This window comes from Lysinibacillus sphaericus, assembly GCF_000600105.1.
GTDB classification, from domain to species: Bacteria; Bacillota; Bacilli; order Bacillales_A; family Planococcaceae; genus Lysinibacillus; species Lysinibacillus sphaericus.
This window is the reverse complement of sequence record NZ_CP006837.1, coordinates 1383206-1409028: the sequence shown is the minus strand read 5'-3', so window position 1 is coordinate 1409028 and position 25823 is coordinate 1383206. Positions and strand designations below refer to the sequence as shown.

Annotated in this window: 22 protein-coding genes and 1 riboswitch; of the genes, 9 read left to right on the top strand and 13 right to left on the bottom strand. The window is 38.5% G+C overall.

The genetic code is table 11. The annotated features are described in order from the left end of the window. Positions 1–19: 19 nt before the first annotated feature. The 6 genes from T479_RS06420 to rpoN all read right to left on the bottom strand — a co-directional run bounded on the left by T479_RS06420 (position 20) and on the right by rpoN (position 10100). Positions 20–2044, bottom strand: coding sequence for a hydantoinase/oxoprolinase family protein (locus T479_RS06420; RefSeq protein ID WP_025218959.1), 2025 nt, complete (start codon positions 2042–2044; stop codon positions 20–22). A gap of 100 nt (positions 2045–2144) precedes the next feature. After that, the gene (locus tag T479_RS06415; protein ID WP_024361410.1) at positions 2145–3542 is read right to left on the bottom strand and encodes an aldehyde dehydrogenase family protein; all 1398 of its coding nucleotides are present in this window, start codon (positions 3540–3542) and stop codon (positions 2145–2147) included. Between the two features lie 61 nt (positions 3543–3603). Then, positions 3604–4932, bottom strand: coding sequence for an aminotransferase family protein (locus T479_RS06410; RefSeq protein WP_025218958.1), 1329 nt, complete (start codon positions 4930–4932; stop codon positions 3604–3606). Positions 4933–5228: 296 nt separating this feature from the next. Continuing rightward, positions 5229–6875 (bottom strand): sigma-54 interaction domain-containing protein, encoded by a 1647-nt coding sequence (locus T479_RS06405; protein ID WP_025218957.1) that lies wholly within the window; start codon positions 6873–6875, stop codon positions 5229–5231. Between the two features lie 193 nt (positions 6876–7068). Continuing rightward, the gene (locus T479_RS06400) at positions 7069–8484 is read right to left on the bottom strand and encodes an amino acid permease (protein ID WP_024361413.1); all 1416 of its coding nucleotides are present in this window, start codon (positions 8482–8484) and stop codon (positions 7069–7071) included. Between the two features lie 278 nt (positions 8485–8762). After that, positions 8763–10100, bottom strand: a complete 1338-nt coding sequence (gene rpoN / locus T479_RS06395) for an RNA polymerase factor sigma-54 (protein ID WP_025218956.1) — start codon at positions 10098–10100, stop codon at positions 8763–8765. Positions 10101–10366: 266 nt separating this feature from the next. Between rpoN and T479_RS06390 the strand changes: the two genes are divergently transcribed. From T479_RS06390 to T479_RS06370, 5 genes are all read left to right on the top strand, one after another. Beyond that, positions 10367–11521, top strand: a complete 1155-nt coding sequence (locus T479_RS06390) for an acyl-CoA dehydrogenase family protein (protein WP_024361415.1) — start codon at positions 10367–10369, stop codon at positions 11519–11521. A gap of 5 nt (positions 11522–11526) precedes the next feature. Then, the gene (locus T479_RS06385; RefSeq protein ID WP_227665452.1) at positions 11527–12594 is read left to right on the top strand and encodes an acyl-CoA dehydrogenase family protein; all 1068 of its coding nucleotides are present in this window, start codon (positions 11527–11529) and stop codon (positions 12592–12594) included. 87 nt (positions 12595–12681) lie between these two features. Then, entirely contained in the window at positions 12682–13488 is an 807-nt protein-coding gene (locus T479_RS06380; protein ID WP_025218954.1) for an enoyl-CoA hydratase/isomerase family protein, read from the top strand. Between the two features lie 20 nt (positions 13489–13508). Beyond that, entirely contained in the window at positions 13509–14651 is a 1143-nt protein-coding gene (locus T479_RS06375; RefSeq protein ID WP_025218953.1) for a CaiB/BaiF CoA transferase family protein, read from the top strand. Between the two features lie 101 nt (positions 14652–14752). Then, the gene (locus tag T479_RS06370; RefSeq protein ID WP_024361419.1) at positions 14753–15520 is read left to right on the top strand and encodes an IclR family transcriptional regulator; all 768 of its coding nucleotides are present in this window, start codon (positions 14753–14755) and stop codon (positions 15518–15520) included. Between the two features lie 43 nt (positions 15521–15563). Here T479_RS06370 and T479_RS06365 read toward each other — a convergent pair whose 3' ends face one another. Genes T479_RS06365 through T479_RS06350 form a run of 4 tightly spaced genes read right to left on the bottom strand, consistent with a single transcriptional unit; the run spans position 15564 to position 19082 of the window. Beyond that, positions 15564–16127, bottom strand: coding sequence for a 5' nucleotidase, NT5C type (locus T479_RS06365; protein WP_024361420.1), 564 nt, complete (start codon positions 16125–16127; stop codon positions 15564–15566). A 16-nt stretch (positions 16128–16143) separates the two neighbouring features. Then, entirely contained in the window at positions 16144–17229 is a 1086-nt protein-coding gene (locus T479_RS06360) for an FAD-dependent monooxygenase (protein ID WP_024361421.1), read from the bottom strand. Next, a complete protein-coding gene (ribD, locus tag T479_RS06355; protein ID WP_025218952.1) occupies positions 17226–18335 on the bottom strand; it encodes a bifunctional diaminohydroxyphosphoribosylaminopyrimidine deaminase/5-amino-6-(5-phosphoribosylamino)uracil reductase RibD in 1110 nt (369 codons plus the stop codon). The genes T479_RS06360 and ribD overlap by 4 nt, the downstream gene beginning before the upstream one ends. Positions 18336–18350: 15 nt before the next feature. Then, on the bottom strand, positions 18351–19082 hold the full coding sequence (locus T479_RS06350) for a GTP cyclohydrolase II (RefSeq protein ID WP_024361423.1): 732 nt from the start codon (positions 19080–19082) through the stop codon (positions 18351–18353). Positions 19083–19355: 273 nt separating this feature from the next. On the opposite strand from T479_RS06350, the gene T479_RS06345 reads away from it, so the two are divergent. From T479_RS06345 to T479_RS06330, 4 genes are all read left to right on the top strand, one after another. Further along, the gene (locus tag T479_RS06345) at positions 19356–19991 is read left to right on the top strand and encodes a TrkA C-terminal domain-containing protein (RefSeq protein WP_024361424.1); all 636 of its coding nucleotides are present in this window, start codon (positions 19356–19358) and stop codon (positions 19989–19991) included. A 255-nt stretch (positions 19992–20246) separates the two neighbouring features. Continuing rightward, a complete protein-coding gene (locus T479_RS06340; RefSeq protein WP_024361425.1) occupies positions 20247–21446 on the top strand; it encodes a quaternary amine ABC transporter ATP-binding protein in 1200 nt (399 codons plus the stop codon). Beyond that, a complete protein-coding gene (locus T479_RS06335) occupies positions 21439–22293 on the top strand; it encodes an ABC transporter permease (RefSeq protein WP_024361426.1) in 855 nt (284 codons plus the stop codon). Before T479_RS06340 ends, T479_RS06335 begins: the two co-directional genes overlap by 8 nt. A gap of 86 nt (positions 22294–22379) precedes the next feature. Further along, positions 22380–23252, top strand: a complete 873-nt coding sequence (locus T479_RS06330) for a glycine betaine ABC transporter substrate-binding protein (RefSeq protein WP_024361427.1) — start codon at positions 22380–22382, stop codon at positions 23250–23252. 138 nt (positions 23253–23390) lie between these two features. On the opposite strand, the gene T479_RS06325 is transcribed toward T479_RS06330, so the two are convergent. The 3 genes from T479_RS06325 to T479_RS06315 all read right to left on the bottom strand — a co-directional run bounded on the left by T479_RS06325 (position 23391) and on the right by T479_RS06315 (position 25383). Further along, on the bottom strand, positions 23391–23705 hold the full coding sequence (locus T479_RS06325; protein WP_024361428.1) for a DMT family transporter: 315 nt from the start codon (positions 23703–23705) through the stop codon (positions 23391–23393). Beyond that, the gene (locus T479_RS06320; RefSeq protein ID WP_025218951.1) at positions 23705–24046 is read right to left on the bottom strand and encodes a DMT family transporter; all 342 of its coding nucleotides are present in this window, start codon (positions 24044–24046) and stop codon (positions 23705–23707) included. Before T479_RS06320 ends, T479_RS06325 begins: the two co-directional genes overlap by 1 nt. 61 nt (positions 24047–24107) lie before the next feature. Beyond that, positions 24108–24205, bottom strand: a riboswitch (guanidine-I (ykkC/yxkD leader). A 32-nt stretch (positions 24206–24237) separates the two neighbouring features. Then, positions 24238–25383 (bottom strand): PstS family phosphate ABC transporter substrate-binding protein, encoded by a 1146-nt coding sequence (locus T479_RS06315; RefSeq protein WP_025218950.1) that lies wholly within the window; start codon positions 25381–25383, stop codon positions 24238–24240. Between the last annotated feature and the right edge of the window lie 440 nt (positions 25384–25823).

Sequence of the window (25823 nt, the reverse complement as noted above, 5' to 3'; positions counted from 1 at the left end):
CTTTCCCCCTTATCATGTATTAGTTCACTGTAATAATGATATTTTTATAAGCATCTACTTCAGCCGTAAATCCTGGTGGAATGACCGTCGTCGTATCTAATTGATCCACAATTGCAGGACCTTGTAATTGTGCATGCACTGGAATTTTATCGCGATAATAAACGTTTGTTTCAACATATGCCCCATCAAAATAGACAGGTCGTGTCTCTTTATAAGCATCTTGTAAGGAGCCAGTTGATTCAAATTGTGGGAAATTAGGTTTTGGCACTGTACCTATTGCAGTCACACGTAAACCGTAAATCTCAACAATCTGGTCCTTATCTGAAAATGCAAATTCTCGCTCATGTTCTTGGTGGAATGCTGCTAATACTTCCTCCAAGGAAGTGACGTAATCTGGTACCACAACCGCTAAGGAGCGCCATTGTCCCTTATAGCGAAGATCCATATAATTCATCAAAGTCGATGTTTCTTCAGAAATCCCTTCTTCTTCTAATAATGCTTTCGCCTCTTTCCGTAGTGCCTGATATTGAATATCGAGCTCTTCGACTGATACTTCATTTGCTTTTTTTACAAACGTTTTTGAAATATCGTGGCGTACATCTACAAGTAAGCACCCCATTGCTGCTGCTACGCCCGGATGTGTAGGGATAATGACTTTCGGGATATTTAAATCTTTTGCTAAATGTGCGGCATGAAGTGGCCCTGCACCTCCAAAGGCTACAAGAGCAAAATCACGTGGGTCATAGCCCCTTCGTACAGAAATTAAACGAACGGCATCACTCATATTGGCATTGGCAACTTCAATAATGGCACTCGCAGCTTCTTCAATTGTCTGATTGAAAGCTTGCGCAATTTTTGTTACAGCCTGCTGTGCCTTTCCTTTATCTAATTGCATCATCCCATCTAATAATGTCACACCAAGACGTCCTAAAACGACATTAGCGTCTGAGTTAGTTGGCTCTGTACCACCATGACCATAGCAGGCTGGACCTGGTATAGCACCAGCACTTTGCGGCCCATTTCGTAATGATCCACCTTCATCTTGCCAAGCTAAACTACCACCGCCAGCACCTATCGTTAATATTTCAATACTTGGAAATCCTATTGGATAACCATATTCAATAGACCAATCCTTTGTAATTCGAATTTGTCCTTTGTACATCAGTGAAATATCTGTACTCGTTCCTCCCATATCCAAGCCTATCGCATTTTCAAAACCGCATAACTTTGCTATATGTTTGCTCGCAATTGCTCCCGCAGCAATTCCTGAGCTCGCTAATCTAGCGGCATAGCGAGGCACTGTACTAGACGTCATGACACCTCCGCCAGAATGTAAAACTAAAATTTCCTCCTCATAGCCTCTTTTTTGCATTTCATTACTTAATTTACTAATATAATTGCTCATGATTGGTCCTAGAACAGCATTAATAATCGTTGTACTCATCCGTTCATGCTCGAATATTTCAGGTAGTACTTCACTTGAAGTACATATATAAACATCTGGCAGTTCCTCAAGTAAAATCTTTTTCACTTTTGCTTCGTTTTCTCCATTCACATAAGAATTGATAAAACATATAGCAATGGATTCTGTCCCGCGACGTTTCAATTTCTTTGCTAATACCCGAATTTCTTCCTCATCGATAGCTTGCAATACTGTTCCTTCATAATCTATTCGCTCAGTGACTTCAAAACGATCGCGGCGTTGAATATAGGGCTTTGCCGTATCTTTGTACGTATCCCAAATATCCTCCTTTGTGCCGCGACGAATTTCTGTGACATCGCGAAATCCTTTTGTCGTAATTAGAGCGGTTTTCGGTAGCTTTCGCTCAATTAATGCATTCGTACCAACCGTCGTGCCATGAGAAAAAATTTTAATATCCTGCCCTTTCAACTCTGCCTTCTCAACGCCATTTAAAATTCCCTGTTCAGGGTTTGATGGGGTGGATGAAGTTTTTGTTACAAATATTTCTCCTGTATCTTCATTAAAAACAAACACATCTGTAAACGTTCCACCAACATCTATTGCTAAGCGAGTTTGTGCCATAGAGATACCTTCTTTCGTTTAATAGTGTGAAAATATGCATAACAATCTACTAACCTATAAGAAAAAACAGTCTCCCATATGTAACGGGCTTTAAAGCCCATTACATTCCCTGTGTGCGGATTGTCACCGTTTTAAATGTTGTGAAAAATTCTTTTGCTGCTTGCCCTTGTTCACGTGCGCCAGTACTTGAATTTTTCATGCCGCCAAATGGCGCTTGTGGTTCAGCACCACCTGTCTCGTCGTTCACTTGAACAAGCCCCACTTCGCTACGCTGAATAAAATCAAAAGCTTTTTGAATGTTGTTCGTATAAATAGAAGCACTTAACCCAAATTCAGAGTCGTTGGATAATCGAATTGCTTCTTCATAATCCTTTACCTTAATCACAGCTAGGACTGGTCCAAAAATTTCATCACGCGCAATGCCCATAGCATGTGTTACATTTGTAAAAATCGTCGGGTCAATATAATAACCTTCTGATTTACCTTGCGTCGGTCCACCACCATAGACAAGTTTGGCACCTTCTAATTTTGCTTTTTCAATGGCAGCTAAAATACTCTCATATTGACCTTTTGAGGAAACTGGACCCATTGACGTGCCGACTTTGATTTCCCTCGCTTGTTCAATTAAACATGCTAACACCTCATCATAAACTGCTTCCTCAATATAAACTCGACTAGTTGCTGTACAACGTTGTCCGGTTTGCTTCATTGCTCCTTCAATTGTTAACTTTGCAGCGAGATGAATGTCCGCATCAGCTAATATAATGGCAGCGTTTTTACCGCCTAGTTCAAGCTGAATTTTTTTCTTAGTTGATCCTGCGCTATCTAAAATACTTTGCCCAACACCATTTGAACCGGTAAATGTTATTGCTTTCACTTCTGGTGCTTCAAGCAAAACTTGCCCAACTTTCGAACCGCGTCCTTGTACGACGTTTAACACATTCTTTGGTATACCTGCTTGTTCAAAGAGCTCACCGATAAGTTTTCCCGTTAAAGCGCTTTCAATAGAAGGTTTCCAAACAACCGTATTGCCGTATACTAATGCGGGCGCAATTTTCCACAAAGGAATAGCTACTGGGAAATTCCATGGTGTAATAGCTGCAACTACACCAAGAGGGACACGCATTGTGTACAACATTTTGCCTTCACTGGCAGACGGCAATACTTCACCTGTCGCCCGCATTCCTTCTTGTGCAAAATAGCGCAAAATAGAAGCGCCACGTTTCACCTCCCCAATCATTTCATTTTTGGTTTTACCCATTTCGTTGGAAGCTGTTTCAGCTACTTTATCAATATTTTGTTCGAGCAAGTCTGCAGTGACACGCAATAGTTCCCCACGCACTACTGACGATGTATTTTTCCAATCTTCAAATGCTTCATTTGCCGCTGTAACGACTTCCTTTGTCTCATCCACTGTCAAAAGCTCTACTTGACCAATACATTGCGATGGTTTTGCAGGATTAAATTGCTCTCGAATTTCCCTAATGATAGTTGTCATAAAACCCCTCCTTGATTAAGTAACTGATTCTTCATATTAGCTCGCATTAAAGCCATACATATTAATCTTTTGCAATAATCGTTTTACGCACAAATTGAAAAGTCTCATCTAGAATACGTAACATTTCGTTTAATTCTGCTTTCGATAAAATAAGTGGTGGTGCAAAAACAACTGTATCTTGCTCGTACGTGACTGTTCGTAAAATTAAGCCTCGTTTCATCGTTTCTTGAACAAATATTGGGCTAATGGCAGTCTCGAAAAGCTCACCAGTTTCACGATTTTTAACTAGCTCAATAGCACCAAGCAAACCAATTGTTCGAACATTTCCGATAAAGCTATATTTTTCTTGAAGCGCTTTAAAACCTGTCAACATCGCTTCTCCCATAGATGCTGCGTTTTCTATCAACATTTCCCGCTCTAGAATGTCAATGTTTTTTAAGCCTACTTGGCAAGCCAATGCATGACCACTATACGTATAACCGTGCATTAAAGTCCCTTTGGAAAGCTGGCAATATGTTTCATGAATTTTTTCGGAAATTACCACACCTCCAAGCTGTGCGTAGCCACTCGATACCCCTTTAGCAAATGACATCATATCTGGTACAACGCCATAATGCTCCATGCCAAACCATTTACCCGTACGACCGAAACCGGTAATTACTTCATCCGCTATAAATAAAATGCCGTACTCATCGCAAAGTTTACGTACTTCTTTAAAATAATCTTCTGGCGGAATATTGACTCCTCCCGCTCCTTGAATCGGCTCGGAAATAAACGCTGCTACTGTTTCTGGACCTAGTGCTTCAATCATTTCTCGAAGATCGCGAACAGATTGATTGTAAACATAATGGAAATCAGGTGCAGGAGAGTTGGTAAAGTTACGAAATGCCTGTATACCCGTCGCATTTGTCGCTCCCATCGCCACCCCATGATAGGATTGTGTACGTGAAATAATTTTTTGACGCGCTGGCTGACCCTTTAATAACCAGTAATGGCGAGCTAGTTTAATCGCCGTATCATTTGATTCTGATCCTCCAGAAGTAAAAAATACTGTATTTAAATCTCCTGGTGTTAAAGAGGCTATTTTCGTTGCTAAACGAATAGCTGGTTCATTACTAAATGAAGCAAAACAAGAGCTAAATGCTAATGTAGCCATTTGTTCTTTTGCAACTTCTGCAATTTCCTCACGACCGTGTCCAACGTTTACGTTCCATAAAGAAGACATGCCATCAATATAACTTTTCCCCTCTAAATCTTTTAAATAGATGCCTTTCCCCTCTGTAAAAATAGCAGCAGGCCCTTGTGTTTGCTGTTGCTCAATCGACGTCGTTGGATGTAGAAAATGCTTTTGATCTAAAGTTTTCAATTCTTCTTTTAGTTGAATTGTCATCAATACCAGCCTCTTTTCATTAAAAGTTTTATACACTTTATTACAAGCAATTTTCATGCCAACTCCATAAAAAAAGAGACATTATTAAAAAAATGCCTCTCTAATTTATTGAATTCGTCCATCATTATTCACTATTGAGCACCTCGAACAACTTGGTAGTTTTCAGAATGTCGATATTTTTTCGCTGCAATAAACATCTTGTTAGAAACACATACGCCTATTCAAATATCACTAGCATTTCATGCTTTTTTGCACTAATTATGCAAATATACAAGCAGTGATGCATAACTGCATCATTATTCTTGATAGGAGATATGCCGTGTCAATTGGAATTTTTGTATTTTCCTTACTAACGTAGATTGATCGCAACCGAGCGCTTTGGCTGCTTGTCTTATACTCGGATGTTCAGATAATGCTTGCTTAATCAATTGCTTTTCAAACATTGCCACTTGCTCTTTTAATGTACCTACTAAAAGTGGAACTGCAAGCTGTTGTTTTACATTTGGCTGTTGCACTGTATTGTCGACTTGTCGAATAACTAGTGGATTGCTATCAAGCTCTTGTTGAACTGTACTTGCCGTAATTTCAGGTTGGGTAGCCAATAAGCAAAGGCGTTCCACCATATTTTTTAATTGCCTGACATTTCCCGGCCATGCATACGCTTCTAACACTTTCATAGCTGTTGACTCAATTGTTCGATGAATGCCATATTTATCACCTATCAACGCTAAAAAATGATTAACTAATGGAATAATATCTTGCCGACGCTGTCTTAATGGTGGAATTTCAATAGGGATAATGTTTAAGCGATAATATAAATCCTCCCGAAAGCTACCTTGCCTAACCATATCCGCTAAGTTTCGATTCGTTGCTGCGATAATTCGTACATCGATTGCAATTGGTCTGCCACTTCCTATGCGCTGTACCTCCGATTCTTGTAGCACTCGCAATAATTTAGCTTGGAGCTGCAAAGGCATTTCTCCAATTTCATCTAAAAACACCGTGCCTCCTGATGCAATTTCAAAGAGTCCGGCTTTTCCACCTTTACTAGCTCCCGTAAATGCCCCTGATTCATAGCCAAAAAGTTCAGATTCAAGTAATGTTTCTGGAATTGCACTACAATTGATTGTTAAGATTTGCTTATGACTTCGTCTGCTATAGGCATGAATAAGTTTTGTAATCTCCTCTTTGCCGACTCCCGATTCACCACCAATTAGCACGGTAGAATCTACTTCCGCTACACGCATCACCCTTTTGACTACTTGCATCATGGCGGAAGATACGGCAATTAAACTACTTTTTCTCGATTCTTGATTATGTAAGGCTTGTAGTTTGTATTTAAAATTTTCATTTTGATCTTCTAATTTTTGTACTTCTTGTTCAAGCAATTTGAGTTGTGTCATATCCCGTGTGATGGCAACAACATATTGTAATTTGCCATCTTCGTCAAAAATAGGCTGACCTGTTACTAAAAAACATCTACCGTTAATGAAAGTTTGCAATATCGTTACCTTTTCTTGCGATTCAATTACTTTCATCGAAATAGAATCACTCATTAACCCTTCAGCAATGACATCTTTTGCATATCTCCCCCGTAAATCGATGCCAACAATTTCAATATCAATATCATTTTGAAATAAAATTTTGCCGTGACGATCACAAATTGTCACCCCATCAGAAATTGAGTTCAACAACTTATGTGACAGGGGGTTCATAAAATCGATATCGTTAAACTGCTTCAATGATCTAGCTGTAAACAGCGTACCTTGAGATGTTTCTACTACATGGACGAAATATTCTTGCACCTCAAATGTTTCTTGTCCTTTACAGTATTTCTCACTTATTTGTTCAAGAAGCTCTTGTTGGATATCACTTTTGACAATCACTTCACCATTTTTCACAATAAAAAAATGTTCTTCCTTATGAAGTTCTGTTACTGACATCTGAACCGCTTCCTTTCCAAATCCATTTTATTATTTTTAGAAGTAATGCAAAAAATCCGCTCCCTATCCACGGAATCTCTAGCAAACAACTACTTGCGTAGTTGTTTGCTAGGCTTGCATTCCCGTAAGCGTGTCGCGAATTTAATCTCATCGTATAGTTCCCTCACACTCGTCTTAGCCTCGTAGTAATATTCTACTCTGAAGCTAACTTATCCTCTAATTGCTCTGCTGGTTTAGTTGAAAGTTTTCGCATGATGACAAATAGCACAATTGACACAATCAATACTAATGTACTTAAGTAAAACTGCGTACGCAACGATTCAATTAACACTTGGCATAAATAGACAATCGTTAAAACACCAATCGTAACATACGATAAGTATGGAAATAACCACATCCTAATCGATAATGGCTCGCCCGAAACTTGATCATAATACCGTCGAAATCGTATTTGTGAAATAGCGATAAAAATATAAACAGCAATCATTAATCCTCCAACACAATTACCTAAAAAATAAAAAATTACTTCTGGGGAAATAAAATAGAGCATGGCACAAATATATGCAACTAAGGTACTTCCAATAATAGCTGGTACTGGTGCACCACGGCGATTTCGTATTTGTGAGAAGATTTTTGGTGCATCTCCTTGACGTGACATTTCAAGTAACATGCGTGAACTTGTATAAAGTGCTGAATTAAGCACCGAAATTAATGAAATAAATATAACGATTTGAATAATTTGAGCTGCAATTGGAAGTCCAGCCATCGTTAAAATATTGGCATAGGGTGCTGCTAAAAACGTTGAATCATTCCACGGGATAATCATGACCATAATAGCTACTGAGCCGACAAAAAATAATCCGAGACGGAATACGACATTGCGAATAGCACGAACAATATTTTTTGCTGGATTTTCAGACTCTGCCGCAGCAATCGCTGCAACTTCAGCACCGCAAATAGAAAATATAACAAAGACAATTGCGGTAAATATTGGAACAACCCCATTTGGTGCAAAGCCACCAAATGCTGTTAAAATCCCTAATCCTTTAGGCTCATAATTAGGCCATATACCGAAAATCATTGCTGTTCCAACTACTAAAAAGATAATGATTGCCGTAACTTTAATAAATGATAGCCAATATTCAAATTCACCGAAAGATTTCACCGAATAAATATTAATAATGGTCATTAACAATGTAATGCCTACACTTCCAACCCAAATCGGTATAAATGGAAACCAGTTATGCAGCATACCCCCGATTAATGCAGCTTCTAGTCCAACAATGAATACCCAGCTAGCCCAATAAAGCCAGCCAACTGTAAAACCTGCCCATGGCCCAATATACTTTCCTGCATAAGATGCAAATGAGCCTAACTCCCCCGATTGACCAGACTTCTCTCCTAATGCGATTTCCCCAGCCGCCATTTCACCAACCATTTGCATAATTAAGACAATGAGCAAACACGCAATTGCATAGGATATGACTGCTGCTGGACCGGTACTTAAAATGTTTTTTCCGGTTCCGACAAAAAGCCCGGTTCCAATTACCCCACCAATGGAAATCATTGTAATATGTCGTGTTTTCAGTGATTTTTGCAAAGCTCCCATTAAACCACCCCTTAGTGTTTTGATATAGACATTTACTAGCCCCTTTCTCTAATGCATGTCTTCTGTTTAATGAGCAAGTTCTATGCCAAACACTACAAAAAACTTAAAATTTATAAAATTCTGTTAAATAAGCTTGTAGTTTACTAGCTTCTTATCTCGCTTCATCCTTTTATGGTGGGCACAGCTTATCAAGATGACGCGGTACGAATCGCTTTTGCACAATGCACAATTAAAATTTTGATGCACATTTGCATCATCGATTTATTTTTTACATCACATTACCCATACGCTCGATTATATGAACTTAAAATATTTAATTCCTCTCGATACTTTGCAACAGTTCTTCTTGAAATTTGAATTCCTTCTTCACATAAAATATTTGTCAATTGCTGGTCTGCTAAAGGATTTCGTTTATCCTCGGTTTCAATCAACTTTTGTAAGCGCTTTTTAATGTACATAATCGAATCCATTTTTCCGGAAGAATTCAGCAAGCCCTTTGTAAACAAAGATTGTAATGCATAAATGCCTTTTGGCGTTTGAATATACTTCCCTCGAATAGCACGACTAATGGTCGATTCATGTACAGCTAACAAGTCAGCAAGATCTTTTAAACGCATAGGTTTTATCGCTTCTAACCCCTTCGTAAAGAAATTTTCCTGCTGTTGCAATAATAATCTAGTTAACTCATAAAGCGTCTTATCTCGCTGTTCAATTCCTTGCAATAAAGCTAATGCATCTTTCATGGAATCTCGGTAGTACGTTTGATAATTTGGATCATTTTTTAACAGCGCAACATAACTTTCATCAATCGATACGATAGGTAAGTGGTGACGAGTTAACTGAATCACCCATTCTCCAGCAATTGCTTTCACTTCGATATCTGGCATCACATAGGGAATCGATTCTAATTTATCCCCCATCATAATCGGTTTCAATTTTTTTATATAGTGAACCGTTTCGATGACATCTTGTAAAGGCATCTTATATTTTTTGCTCAACTGTTTAATCGCCTGCGTTGCAACTAACTCTAAATCCGAACGAATAAAGGTCGAAGCCTTTTTGGGCGCAAACTGATCATTATCCAATTGGATAAGTAAAAATTCTTGGTAACTTCGTGCGCCTACGCCAATCGGCTCAAAAGTTTGTAATAAATCTAAAATTGCCTCTACATGCGAATAACTAGTTTGAAACTTGTCTGCTACAATCTCTAACTCTACGTCCAAAAATAAGCGATTATCCAACGATTGGATTAAAAATTTTAAAATTCGTAAATCAATAGAAGATAAATTTTGATGCATCGGCACTTGCTCTAAAAGGAATTGCTCATAATTTTCTTTTTCAGCAAGCTTCATCTCAATCATATTAAATTGGTTACTGCTAGACCTATCATAGGATGATGAAAAATGATGAACAGAACAATTTGCTAATTGCATAATCTCCTCATATTGCGTTTTTTCTTTTGCGTCGTTGACTACTAATAATGGATTTTCTGTTGCTCTTTCATAAATGTATTGCTCTAGCTCAGTCGCCGAATATTGCAATATTTCTAAATGCTGGACTAACTGTGCTGATAATATTTGTGTGACCTTTTGAGAAGTTTTAATCGTCATTTGCATCTTCTCACACCCCCAAAACGTAATTTTTCTACATAGTAACATGTTTTTTCTGTTTTTTTACACTTTTTCGTAAATTAAATACTTTTTACTATTTGTAAGGCTTATCGCTAAAAGCTATCTACTAATTTATATATGCTGTAGCCAGTTTTCACTTACGGAATTTTCTAATTATTCTAAAAAACATTTGACTTATTTACATAACGAATCATAAAATACACATATAATGTAATTGTTATCACAATGCGGTAAAAAGGAGGAGTTATTATATGTTTCAATTACCAACAGTGCAATTTACAGAAGCGCAAGAACAATTCCGTTTAGAAGTTCGAGCATTTCTACACGAAGAACTAGCAAAAGGAACCTTCGTGCCGAAATGTGATTCTTGGTTAAGTGGAGATAACCCTGAATTTTCTAAATTGATAGGGCAAAAAGGCTGGATTGGCATCACCTGGCCCAAAAAATATGGCGGTCAAGAGCGCAGTACTATTGATCGTTATATTTTAACGGAGGAATTTTTAGCTATAGGTGCGCCGGTTGCAGCACATTGGTTTGCTGATCGACAAACAGGACCACTACTTTTGCGTTATGGCACAGAACAACAGCGTGCATTTTTCCTACCGCAAATTGTGAAAGGTGAATGCTACTTCGGCATTGGGTTAAGTGAACCAAATAGTGGTTCAGACTTGGCTTCTGTCAGTACACGTGCTGAAAAAGTAGAAGGCGGCTGGATCGTAAACGGTCAAAAAATATGGACGAGTAATGCGCATCTATGCCACTACATGGTGACTTTAGTTCGAACGAGCCCATATGATGGCAAACATAAACATGCGGGATTAAGCCAACTAATCGTCGATTTACAAGCGGATGGAATTACAGTAGTCCCAATCAAATTTTTAACAGGTGAACATCATTACAATGAAGTATTCTTTGATAATGTCTTTGTTCCTGACAATATGGTTGTCGGTGAAATTGGCAATGGTTGGGTTCAAGGTTTAGCAGAGCTAGCATTTGAACGCAGTGGCCCAGAGCGTATTTTAAGCACGTTCCCTTTAATCGATGAACTCATTCAAGAATTAAAAAGACAAAATAACATTGAAGGGTTAAAACAAGCATCTAAGGTTGTCGCACGCCTCTGGAGCTTACGCAATTTATCAATTGGTGTAGCCCAGCTTTTAGCAACTGGAAACGGCGATGAAGTCTCTATTCCCGCTGCTCTTGTAAAAGCGCTTGGCACCAAATTTGAACAAAGCATACCAGAAATTACTCGTTTATTAGTGCAAACCTACCCTACACTTGACGCGCAACGTAAAATCGACCGTTTAATGGCAGAGTCTATTTTACATGCACCAGGTTTTACAATTCGAGGAGGCACTTCAGAAGTACTTTATGGCATAGTAGCGAAAGGAGTTGTCGCACAGTGAGTGAAATGAAAGAAATGATTCTTGAAGTAGTAGAACGAATGCTAAAAGAAAATGTTAGTAAAGATTTAGTTGATATTGTCGAGCAAGGCAAGTGGGCATCGGATATATGGAATTTGTTCGTGGAAAACGGTATGACGGCTGTCGCCATTTGCGAAGAAAGTGGCGGTGCGGGTGGCGATTTAGAAGATTTATTAAATATTGTTCGTTTAACAGGAAAATATGCAGCTCCGATCCCATTTACAGAAACAACATTAGCAAACTACTTATTAGCATATACTAACCTACAAGTAATGGATGATTTGGCAACCTATGCGCTAGCTGAAACGCCGAGCTTTACACTTGAAAACGACAAACTAACGGGCACAGCACAACATATTCCTTGGGCGCGCCATACAAAGCATTTAGTAACACTTGCACACAGCACAAAAGGTATCCATTTAGTTGCAATTGACTTAAACCAAGCGGCTATTTCAACGGATAAAAACTTAGCTGGTGAGCCACGTGATACGGTAACATTCCAAAACGCCAATGTTTGCCAACAATCTACTGTCTTAACTTCTAAACAAATTCAGACTATGACAGCCATTGCAACAGCCTTTCAACTAGCTATGATGACGGGCGCTATTGAAAAAATAAATGACTTAACCGTGCACTATACAAAAGAGCGTGAGCAATTTGGTCGTCCTCTCCATCGCTTCCAGCTTGTTCAGCAACATATTGTGAACTTAGCAGGTGAAACAGCGTTAGCTTTAGCAGCATTTAATAATGTGACTGTTGCCCTCGATGCACAAAGCCCTCTGAGTGAAGTGGCCTATGCACGAATTCGTTTTGAAGAAATGATTCAAACGGTAGCGACCATTTCCCACCAAGTGCATGCTGCAATTGGTACGACACACGAACATAGCTTACAACAGTATACACGTAGGCTTTGGTCATGGCGTGATGAAGGCGCAAGCACTTTTTATTGGACTGATTTGGTGGCAACTCAATTACTAGAACATAGCGGTGACAGCTTATGGGCTTATATGACGTCATTCACTAACAATTCACTACTGCTCAAAGCTCAGAGCTAAAAACTATACTTTGTTAGTTGAAGTAAGCAGTGCAATTCTACAGCACAAGCCAGACAAAATACCAATTATGTAAAGGGAGAGATGAACATGGCAGATTTATTATTTGATGTTAAAGACCATATTGCCACAATTACGTTAAATCGACCGGAGGCGTATAATGCGTTTAGCGAGGAAATGATTGCAGAATGGATTACAGCGCTTGAAACCGTACGTGATTCAGATGATATTCGTGTGGTTATCGTGAAAGGAAATGGCAAATCATTCTGTGCAGGTGGCGATATTAAGGCGATGCAAGCTGGAGAAGGTTTTTTCAAAAGTGAGGATGATATTTCTTCGACTGGCTTAGCACGAAAAAATTCGCTATGGAAAAAGATTCAACGTATTCCATTGCTGCTTGAAGAAATTGATAAGCCAGTAATTGCACAAGTGCACGGTTTCGCAATGGGTGCCGGTCTTGATATGGCTTTAATGTGTGATATTCGGATAACGGCAAAATCAACAAAAATCTCAGAGAGCTACATAAACGTAGCAATCGTTCCTGGTGATGGTGGCGCCTACTATTTACCAAAGCTTATCGGCATCGATCAGGCACTGGACATGTTTTGGACTGCGCGTGTTTTAACAGCTGAAGAAGCGAAAGCGAAAGGCATCGTTACCTTTGTCGTAGAAGACGAGGCACTCGAAGAATACACATTACAGTATGCACAAGAACTAGCAAGTCGCCCAACAACAACAGTACAATTCATTAAACGTGCGGTCTATCAAAGCCAACGCATGGATTTACGCACAGCACTCGATTACATTTCTTCTCAAATGGCGATTGTAACAGAACTAGAAGATTTTAAAGAAGGTGTAACAGCCGTCGTAGAAAAACGTAAAGCAGTATACAAATAACGTTTGTGGGAGGAAACCATATGCAACCTCTTAATAATATTCGGGTGTTAGATTTATCACGTGTCTATGCCGCTCCTGCCGGCTCCATGTTGCTAGCTGATTTAGGTGCTGAAGTTATACGTGTAGAGCATCCCGATGGCTCTGATAGTATGCGTGACTGGGGTCCATTTTTAAATGAACAAAGCACCTATTATTTATGTGCCAATCGCAATAAAAAATCGATAACATTAGATTTAAAAACAGATGAGGACAAAGAAAAATTTAAAGAGCTAGTAAAGGATGCAGATATTATTCTTGAAAACTTTAAAACTGGTGATATGGAGCGGATGGGGCTAAGCTATGAGGAATTAAAAAAAATAAATCCGCAACTCATCTATTGCGCGGTGACCGGCTTTGGTCAAACAGGTCCCCTCGCCTACGAACCAGGGTTTGATCCGGTCATACAGGCGATGAGTGGATTAATGCATGTAACAGGTGCAACGGATGGTGAGGCGACAAGAGTCGGTGTCCCAATTGCAGATATTTTAACTTCCCATTATGTCGTCATCAGTATTTTATCTGCATTACGAATGCGAGATATAACGAATAACGGGCAGTTTATTGATTTAGCATTATTGGATGTTCAAATGAGTAGCTTAGCAAATGTTGCGAGTGCCTATTTAAATACAGGATTTGCTTCTGAACGTTTAGGCAATCGGCATAATAACGTAGCGCCCTATCAAGTATTTAACTGCGCAGACGGTCCTTTAATGATATGTGTTGGTACTGATGGGCAGTTTCAAAAATTTTGCACAATGCTTGAACGTCAAGAGTGGGCAACCGAAGCACGTTTTAAAACAAACACGATGCGAAAGCAACATGAAGTAGAACTGGTACAACTCATTTCGGACATTACAATAACTAAAACGCGTGATGAATGGATTGCGTTATTACAACAATATAAAATACCCGGAGGTCGTGTGAATTCCATTGCGGAAGCACTTGAACAACCACAAGTTATGGCACGTGACATGATTGGGGAAATCGAACACAAAAAATATGGCAAAATAAAATTCGTCAAAAACCCGTTGCAGTTTTCAAATTTAAATATTCAATATAAATTAGCCCCACCTATACTTGGGGAACATACAAATGAATTCCAAAAATCGTCTCTACCGAAATAAATTTACGCTATAATAGTAATAATTTTATCATCATACAACCCTCATGAAGATAAAGGTTATAGCCGATAAGCGAAAGTAAATTTATGTAAGTAGGTGACGAGATGAATCAAGAAACTTTCGAAAAAAACTATACAATGTCATCGTTGCACAAAGCGATTAAAGTATTAAAAGCATTTACAAAAGAAGAACCTAACCTCTCTTTAACAGAGTTGAGTAAAAAAACAGGTATTAGCATCTCCAGTTTACAACGTTTTGTTTCTACCTTTGTGTATGAAGGATTTCTTCATAAAGATGAGGGAACAAAACGCTACCAATTAGGTCATTCACTGCTCTATTTAGGAAACCTAGTCAAACAAGAGTCCAGTCTAATTATTGTTGCAGAGCCTATTTTAAAAAAGCTCAATGAAGATATGGGTGAAAGTGTCTCGATGAATATTATCGACGGCTTAGAAAGGCGCTGTATAGTAAACTATGATTCTACCTACCCTCTATCAACGAAAATGTATGTAGGTGACACCTCCCCACTTTATGCAGGTGCATCTTCTAAAACATTACTCGCATTTATGCCAAATGTTGAAGATTATGTAGAACATATCACACTTGAACCAATTACAGATAAGACGATTTGTTCCAAAGAACAGCTATTAAACGAATTACAGCAAATTCGCGCGCAACGTTTTGCCATAAGTAATAGTGAGCGGGTGCGCGGCGCCTGTTCTGTATCAGCCCCAATATTAAATGCTTCGCATCAAATTATTGCTTCCGTCACACTCGTTATACCGGAAGTCCGTTACAATGATTACGATGAAAATCATTTAATTGCAACGATTCTAAAAGTCGCTGCAAATATTGAAAAACAACTGTTTTAAAACAAAAAGGAATGGTACAACGAAACCCGTTATACCATTCCTTTTAATCATTCATTTTGCTTAAAAACTCATGCCAATGATGCATTCGAGGTAAATTCACATACTGGTTGTAAGATTGGTTTTTTAATATCACTTTTGTGTGGATGTCTTGTAGTGTTTCTAATACAGCTGGTTTATCATCTACATAAACATCTAATACAAGTTTTTTAATAATGTTCACTTTCTCCGCGTCTTGCATACCACAATAGAAATGCCCCTCTTCCACAGGAAAACCTTGAGCCTTCATCCATTGTTGCGTTTGCTGACAATATTGCTTCGGACGTGACGTAATATAATAAATTTCATGCCCCTCTTGATGTAATGTTTGTAGCGTTTCAAGGGCCATTTCAAAAATTGGACAATCCGTAAAGTATATTTCCTCTAAAGAACTATTCCACATTGCGGCGCCTTCTGCATCTGTTAAGCCAAAGGGCTCATGAATCTCCACTCTTTCTAAAGCATGAAAGGCTTCCAGTGTGATATCTTTACCTAGTTTTTTATTATAAAGTGAAAAAGCATGTGCCCGTAAATTGATCAATGTGTCATCTATATCAAAACCAAATTTCATCTATGTTTTCTTCCTCTCAAGATGCCCTATCGATGAAGTGAAAGGCAAAAGTCTGTTCTTTTTCAATTTGCTGCGCTAATACTTCTTCAATCGCCTGTGCTCGCATTTGTTGAAAATCTTGCACATTAAATTGACTAATTGTCTCTTTGTTTAGTAAGGATGCAAGACAATCTGCATCTTTTAGCGCGCTATTTAAGCCGAATGCGCCAGTAGGTGTCATGGTATGGACAGCATCACCTAACAGAACAAGTCCTGCTGTACCCCAACAATCGCAATGACTACTAAATACATCGAGTAACACAAAGTCCTGCCATGATTGAATATAGTGTGTAACAATATCATCTAGCTGTGGAAAGGCCTCAATTAGCTTGTGAACAAACGGTGTAAATGGCTGCTTTCTCAGCTGCGCAAAATTTCCTTGTTCAATATTCCAACCAATTTGAATAAAGCCCCCAGTCTGGGAGAATAGCGACAATTGTTTTTCATCAATTAATGCCATTTTAATAGCTGGCTCCCAATCTTGAGGAGCTGGAATTTTCGCCCACAGTAAATCAAAACCATGTTTCTGTTTTTGGCTGGCAATATGGGCTCGCTTTCGAATAGTCGAGTATCGACCATCCGCTCCTATAATAAGCTGACTTTTGATTTCAATTGTTTCATCGTCTTTCCTAGCCACAACACCGATATATCGCCCTGAAGTATCCATCAAAAGTGTTGTCACTTTAGTATGCAAGAAACACTTAAAGTTTTGAAAGTGAACTGTTTGTTGAAGTATTCCCTTAAGCAAATGAGCTTGAGGCACATGAATACCTAAATGCCCTATAATGGCATCTGGAACAATCGTTTTAATGACTTCGCCCTTCGCATAATATTCTAATTTCTCCATTCGTAATAAACCAAGTGCTTCAACCGCTTCAAAAAGAAAATGCTTTTTGAGAACCGCCTCACCTTCTTCGTTTAAATGCTCACCACGAAATGCCTGCCCAAGCGTTGCGTTTTGTTCCAATAGTATGACGGATAGCCCCTTTTTAACTAGCAAATGCGCAAGAAGTGCACCAGCTGGTCCAGCTCCGACAATACAAACATCCGCATGATAATTCACTTTCCTTCACCTTTTTTCGGATAAGCAATAATGCGTAAATCTTGCCCTAACTTATTAAATGAATCAAATTCAACATCCCATGCTTCATCCATCGTTGCTGCATTGTAACCAGCGATTGGTGTTAATGATAGACGACCACCTAAAACTTTAGGCGCTACATAGATGATATATTTATTGATGACAGCACTTTGTAAAAATGAGGCATTAATTGCGCTACCACCCTCCACTAAAATATCTGTAATACCAAGTACATAAAGTTTCTCTAACATATCATCAATATGCAATCCTTCATTATCTCTTCGCACAGGGAGGACCGTAACACCTTTTGCCTCAAAAGTGCTAATTTGCTCTTGTTTGACTTCCTCACTGCAGACAATAATCGTTTGCGTTTCTTCTACATTTAATACATTTGCATGTGCTGGTGTACGAAGATAGCTATCCATAATAATTCGTATAGGATTCTTGCCTTGTCGATTATTTAATCGCGTCGTTAAAGATGGATTATCAGCAATCACTGTTCCAACGCCGACTAATATGGCGTCTACTTCATGACGAATATGGTGCACATCTTCCCGAGCTTCTGCACCCGTTACCCATTTGGAATGCCCTGTATGCGCTGCAATTTTGCCATCCAATGTCATAGCATATTTTGAAATAACGAATGGACGTTTAGTAAGCATATTGTGTATAAAACGTTCGTTTAAACTTCGAGATTGTTCTTCTAGTACACCTACCTCCACCTCAATGCCTGCATCACGTAGCAATTGTATACCTTTGCCCGCTACAGCTGGATTCGGGTCCTGCATCGCTACTACAACTCGACTCACTTCAGATTCTTTAACTAAATTCGCACAAGGTGGCGTTTTACCAAAATGTGAGCAAGGCTCAAGCGTAACATAAAGAGTAGCACCTTTAGCGTGCTCTCCCGCCATACGAAAGGCATGCACTTCCGCATGAGGCTCCCCTGCTTTACGATGCAAACCAGTGCCTACAATAACACCATCTTTTACAATAACAGCACCCACAAGAGGATTCGGGTTCGTATTCCCTCTTGCACTCGCCGCCAAATCTAATGCCAATTGCATATATTTTTCATCTGTCGTCATCTTTACACCCTCCACTTACTTCATGTCACGGATATGACCAGATTTTTCAACTTTTGTATCTAAATAAAAGCGGTTTGTCTCTGTTACCCCACCCCATAACGGGATATGTCCATTTGCTGTTAAACCGTGCATCTGTAAAGCGGCTAGCTTTTTCGGATTGTTCGTAATTAGTGTTACAGGTTTTGAACGAAGAGCCGTTAAAACCGTAATCGCCTCTTCATAAGAGCGCGTATCATCCTGGAAGCCAAGTGCATGATTCGCTTCTACTGTATCTAAACCTTCTTCTTGTAGTAAATACGCAAGCGATTTTGAGAATAATCCGATGCCACGCCCTTCATGGTCTGCTAAATAGAAAATCGCACCGCAACCATGCTCTACAATCATTTTCATCGATTCATGCAACTGGTAGCCACAGTCACAGCGTTGGCTTCCAAAGATATCACCTGTATGACAGATGCTGTGCATACGAATTAAAACATCTTCCTCATTTGCAAAATCCCCATAAACAAGTACAGATGATTGCTGAGAAAATGCTAAATTTGCTGTTGCTAGCCCATCAATTATTTCTTCTTTTGATAGATTACTATCAATTTTTAACCAGTTATACCATTGGAATGTCGCTGAAAATTCACCTTGCTTAACAGGTAATTTCACAGGACCTACAAGACAAATATTTTCAGTTTCTGAATGCTTTACAATTGTCATTTTGTCCTTCACTATATCCACTACTTTAGTAGTAATTGTCATATTTATCGCCAACTTTCTATGTTAAACATTTAGGTTATATTTACTAACTGAACATTTCATTATATTTAACTTACTTAACGTAACTTAGTTTATAATAATAACTTAAAACTGTCAAACAACAGCTCTTTTCTACTAAAATATCATATTTGAATAGAAAGCTGTTAAATGATGCTTAGAACCTATACTAATAGCTTATGGAGATGCTATTTTTTCTGTGCAGGCTAGTCTATAATAAGCGAAGGTAGGTTTGTTATGACGAAAGGAAGTTTAAGCATGAACTTAGAAAAAAATGTTCAAGTAAAGCAACCAAAATACCAGCAAATAGCGGTAGACCTTGCTTCAAAAATTGTAGAAAAAAAATATCAAATTGGCGATAAAATTTATGCAAGATCTTCATTGGCTAGCCAATACAATGTATCGGCTGAAACGGCAAGAAGAGCGATAGCCGTGTTGCAAGATTTAGAAATTGTCGAAGCATCCAAAGGTAGCGGTGTCATCATTAAATCGTATGAAATGGCGGCGCGCTTTGTCCGACAGTTCCAAGATGTTCAATCTGTTCATGAACTACAAAATGAACTGTTGATCAGTATTCAAAAACAACAACAGGAATTGTTGTATTTACAAGAAAAAACAAAACAACTAATTAGTCGCACTGAACATTTCCGTTCCGTTAATCCTTTTATTCCATATCAAATTGAAATGACAGCTGATAGCCCGTGTATTCATCACACATTGCAAGAATTAAATTTTTGGCAAAATACATCTAGCACGATTGTTGGTATCCGTCGTGGCAATGAATTATTACTTTCACCAGGACCATATGCTTCAATTGAAGAAGGAGATATTATTTACTTTATCGGCAATGATGAAAGCTTAGGCCGCGTGCAGAGCTTTTTATATCCAAATTAAAATCCGCATAAGCGCTGATATAACAGCGTTTATGCGGATTTTTTCTCATTTATCGATTTGACAAAAGTAACAACTCTTTGTTAACGTTAAGTTGTTACTTGTTCATTTTTGGTTTTCATTATCCTCAAATAGTTTCAAATAAAACAATTCGCCCACAGATTTGTTTTTAAAGTAACTACATTCTCCCTCTACTAATTGAGGTTGTATCTCACTGTATATTTGTAAGTGGGATTAGTTTTTGAAAGGAGCGGTTCTATGGAAAAAATAAAAGTAGAACATGTTTCTAAAGTTTTTGGTAAGCATATTCCTCAAGCTTTAGAACTCGTCAAACAACAAAAAAGCAAGACAGATATTTTAAAAGAAACAGGTGCAACGGTTGGTGTTTATGATGCTAGCTTTACCGTCAATGAAGGAGAAATTTTCGTCATTATGGGCTTATCTGGTAGCGGGAAATCAACACTTATTCGACTGTTGAATCGTCTTATCGAACCAACGAGTGGCAATATTTATATTGATGGCGAAAATATTTCTAAAATGGGAAAAGAAAGCTTACGAACCGCTAGAAGAAGCAAAATGAGTATGGTTTTTCAAAACTTCGGTTTATTCCCTCACCGTACACTTCTACAAAATACCGAGTATGGTCTTGAAATACGAGGTATCTCTAAAGAAGAGCGCAAAGCTAAAGCAGAACAAGCTTTAGCAAACGCAGGCTTACTTGCCTATAAAGATCAATATCCAAACCAACTATCTGGCGGGATGCAACAACGTGTTGGCTTAGCACGCGCACTCGCAAACGATCCAGAAATTTTATTAATGGATGAAGCATTTTCTGCTCTCGATCCTTTGATTCGGAAAGAAATGCAGGATGAATTACTCGATTTACAACGAACATTGAAAAAAACAATTTTATTTATTACTCATGATTTAAATGAGGCACTACGCATTGGTGACCGTATAGCCATAATGAAGGACGGTTCTATTATTCAAATTGGGACTGGTGAAGAAATTTTAACGAATCCAGCAAATGAATATGTAAAAACATTTGTTGAAGATGTCGATCGCTCTAAAGTATTAACAGCTGAAAACGTAATGGTTCGACCAGTATATGTCAACGTTGACCTTGATGGACCTACAGTTGCACTGAAAAGAATGCGTCAAGAAGCTGTTAGTTTACTAATTGCTGTTGACAAAAACAGACATTTGAAAGGATTTATTACTGCTGATGATGCACTAGCGGCTGCAAAAAAACAGGAACAAACAGTACATTCGATTGTTCAATCCGAAATGTTAACCGTTCCTCCAGATATGCTTTTACAGGATATTTTAGGCATGATTCATAACTCCCCTACTCCTATTGCAGTTGTGAAAGACGAACGTTTACTTGGTGTTCTTATCCGTGGCGTGGTTATCGAAGCACTTTCAACATGCACTGAGGAGGACGTAACACATGAATAATTTTTTAGACAATATTCCAACCTTACCACTTGCCCCATGGGTAGAATCAGCCATGGACTGGTTGACGAGTAATTTTTCAGCATTCTTCGATGTGATACAAAAATACGGAAAACTACTCATGAACCAGGTCACGGATTTATTAATTAGCATTCCCGCTATTATTCTTATTTTACTTGTCGTTATTTTAGCATTTTTCGCTGTAGGCAAAAAATTGGGGCTTGCAAGCTTTACACTAATAGGTCTGTTATTTATTTACAATCAAGGTTTATGGGATCACTTGATGGAAACGACAACACTCGTATTATTCTCTAGTATCATTTCTATCATCATCGGTATCCCACTTGGTATTTTAATGTCCAAGTCAAGCGTTGCTGAAAATATTATTAAACCAATTCTTGACTTTATGCAAACGATGCCTGGCTTCGTATATTTAATCCCCGCAGTTGCCTTTTTCGGCATTGGCATTGTACCTGGTGTATTTGCATCCGTTATTTTTGCATTGCCCCCTACTGTACGTATGACAAATTTAGGAATTAGACAAGTACCAAAAGAATTAGTAGAAGCTGCTGATTCATACGGCAGTACCGCAGCACAAAAATTATTTAAAGTAGAAATTCCACTTGCCAAATCAACCATTATGGCCGGTATTAACCAAACGGTTATGTTATCTCTATCAATGGTTGTTATCGCGTCGATGATTGGGGCACCAGGACTTGGTCGTGAAGTATTAACAGCATTGCAACGTACACAAGTCGGTAATGGATTTGTTGCTGGTTTAGGACTCGTGATTTTCGCGATTATTATCGATCGCTTAACTCAAAGCTTTAATCGAAAAAAAGAGCTGTAATAGCGCATTTTAGCATTATATCAGCAAGTTACAATCGCATTATGTCACTAAAATGCTAAATACGTAGAGAAGAAAGGAAGATTTGAATGAAACTAAAAACATTATCAAAATTAGGGATGGCTCTAGGGCTAAGCTTTTTACTAGCCGCTTGTAACGAAGGTGATACCACTAAAAAAGAAGATGCAAAAGATGTTAATTTAGCCTACGTTGAATGGGATACTGAAATCGCTTCGACAAACGTTGTCGGTCAAGTTTTAGAAGATTTAGGGTATGATGTTACTTTAACTCCGCTTGATAACGCTATTATGTGGGAAGCTGTTTCTAAAGGGGAAGCAGATGGCATGGTCGCTGCATGGTTGCCACATACACATGGATCACAATATGAAAAATATAAAAGTGACTTAGATGAACTTGGCGAAAACTTAGCAGGTGCGAAAATTGGTTTAGTCGTACCAAGTTACATGGATGCTAATTCTATTGAAGATTTAACAAATGAAGCAGACCATACAATTACAGGCATCGAGCCAGGTGCTGGAATTACGGCAGCAACTGAAAAAGCGTTAGAAGAATATGATAATCTTTCTGATTGGAACTTCTTAACTTCATCTTCAGGAGCGATGACAACAGCACTGTCGAAAGCAATTAAAAATAAAGAAGAAATTATCGTTACAGGTTGGTCTCCTCACTGGAAATTTGCCAAATATGATCTGAAGTATTTAGAAGATCCAAAAGGTGTTTATGGCGGAGAAGAAACGATTAATACATTTGTTCGCAAAGGTTTAAAAGAAGACCACCCCGATGTTTATACTGTTTTAGATAACTTCCACTGGACATCAGAAGATTTAGAATCTGTTATGCTAAATATTTTAAATGGCGATGACCCAAAAGATGCAGCAAAACAATGGATTAAAGATAACCCAGAAAAAGTTGCTGAATGGACGAAAGATATAAAAAAATAACGAAAAAGAACGCTGCATACAGTCCTTTAAGGGCTAAAAAACCCACCTTACTCTCTGCTGGCACATTCCAGCAAGAGTCTAGGTGGATTTTTACTTTACAATGAAATTGTTTAAAATTGTTTGGGTGACTGGCACTACTTAAGATAACAATTTTAAACAAATCGCAGCTCCTAAAACGAGCACAATACAGACGATTCTTCGCCAATCTTTCGATTCATTAAAGAACAACATGCCTAGTATAGCTCCCCCTGCTGCCCCAATTCCCGTCCAAATGGCATAGGTTGTTCCCATCGGCAAGGTTTCCATGGCATAGGCAAGGCCTAAAAAACTAACCGTAAATACGGCAATTAATAAGACTAGGTTTTTTATATTTTTCACTTCATTGTACTTACTAATCATAAAAACACCCATCATTTCACAAAGTCCAGCGATGACTAATGCTACCCACGCCATTATCCCTTCACCTCTTTCTCTTTTGGCTCACCCGTCACAAGCTTCAAGCCTACAACACCTGCGAGTAAAACGACAATACACAAAATTTTTGCTAGTTTCCACGGCTCTCCAAACAGCAGACTATCAGCACATACCGTACCTGCCGTCCCCAAACCTACAAACACTGCATAAACCGTGCCAACAGGTAAACGCTCTCCAGCCTTAATTAATAAATAGAAACTAATAAAAATAGCAATTGCTGTTCCTAGCCATTCTAGTGTACTATTAGCATGCTTTAAGCCAATAACCCAGCCAACTTCAAAAAAAGCCGCTACAAAGACACTAATCCATTGTTTGTTCATTTTAAATCCCTCCATTTTCGACAAATAAAAAAAGCCTACAGAAACACTGTTTTTCAACAGTATCTCCCAGGCTTTTATCCTTCCGTGTCACAAAATATATTTTGTGGTTTTCTCTCGGACCAGACTAGCTAGCGCTACGGAACCCTAGAAAACTATCATATCGAATTGTTACCATCATTATAGCCAATAAGCTAATCATTTTCAACTGGCACATAACCAACCTTTTCAACTAATGCCTGTCCTTCAGGCGACACAATCCAATCAATAAACTTTTTAACATTTGGATTATCCGTCCCAGCAGTTACTGCGTAAAATTCGGATATTAGTGGATATGTACCATTACGAATATTTTCCTTTGTCGGCTCAATACCATCAATGGATAATAATTGTATTTCATTATTCCCAACCATTTCTGTCGAGTAATATCTAAACGTATAACCAATTGCATTTTTATAATTGCGATATTGAGAAACTTCATGGATTATGCCACCCATGCCAGTTGCTACATTTTCTGCAGGTGCTTCCATTATAGGTGTATCGCCCATAATTTTTTCTAACGTCGTCTGACTACCACTATCAGCTGGTCGTTGGAATGCACGAATGGAGTCATTATCGCCACCAACTTCGTGCCAATTTGTAATTTGACCTGCATAAATTTGCTTCAGCTGTTCAAGTGAAAGATTTTCAACGCGGTTTTTATGATGCACAAAAAAAACAAAAGCCTCACGCCCAATCGGGGTCATAGCAAATGTCAGCCCATTTATTTCCGCGACTTTTACTTGTGAATCTGATGGGGCTGCTGCAAAAATCACATCTACATCACCAGCAATTAAATTTTGATAAGCTTCAGGCGTTCGACTTACTTTCACCTCGCTATCATAGTATGGATAGCTTTTGTTCGGATAGGTCGCCTCTACAAAGGCCGCATATAACGGGTACATCGCCGTTGCTCCATCTATACGAGGAAGTGGCTCTTCCAAGTGTAAGGACGCGTCTTGACTATTTTTCACAACCTTATTGTGTACTGTAAAAGGTTCATAGGCAGATACATCGATTTCAGCATCAACAGTAGCCATATTCATTTTATAATAGTACTGAATCGGTGCTACAGAAGCAATAAGCAGAGCTACACCAATAATCGTGGCGAACAATGTTTTGCGCTTTTTTGTCGTAAACCAGTCAAAAATCATACACGTAATAAATAAAAAGAAGCTAATTGATAACACAAAAAGAAGATTTAAAAAATGGATATCTCCATTTAGTACTAAAGTCAAAGCAATTATTCCTGTGAAAAATAACAAAACTATAAACACTAGTATCGATTGTATAACCCTCATTGCCGTTACCTCCTTATTCTTAAAAGTGTAAATTTACACTACTACTATTTACCTTATAAGATTTCCTTTTAAAACGCAACCATTAGTTATGAAAATATTGGAAACAGACCATAAAAATTGAAGCATACAAAAAAGGATGGGACATAACTAAAAAAATTTAAGGAACAGAACAAAGGTGTTCATAAATTTTTGCTATATGGAAAACTAGCACACTTAGCTATTCTTGCTTTTGCAATAAATAAAAAATTAGAAGGGTTCGCTAGTTGTTGGTAGCGGAGGCGGTGACTCCTGCTCAGAACGCACACAGCTTAAGACGCTGGCATTCTGCGCGTTAGCGAAGGTTTTCGGCTTACGTGTGTGCCCTCGGAAAGCACCGCCGAAGCGGACAATAATGGCGCAGCAAAAAAGTGTTAGATTGACAATCAATCTAACACTTTTTC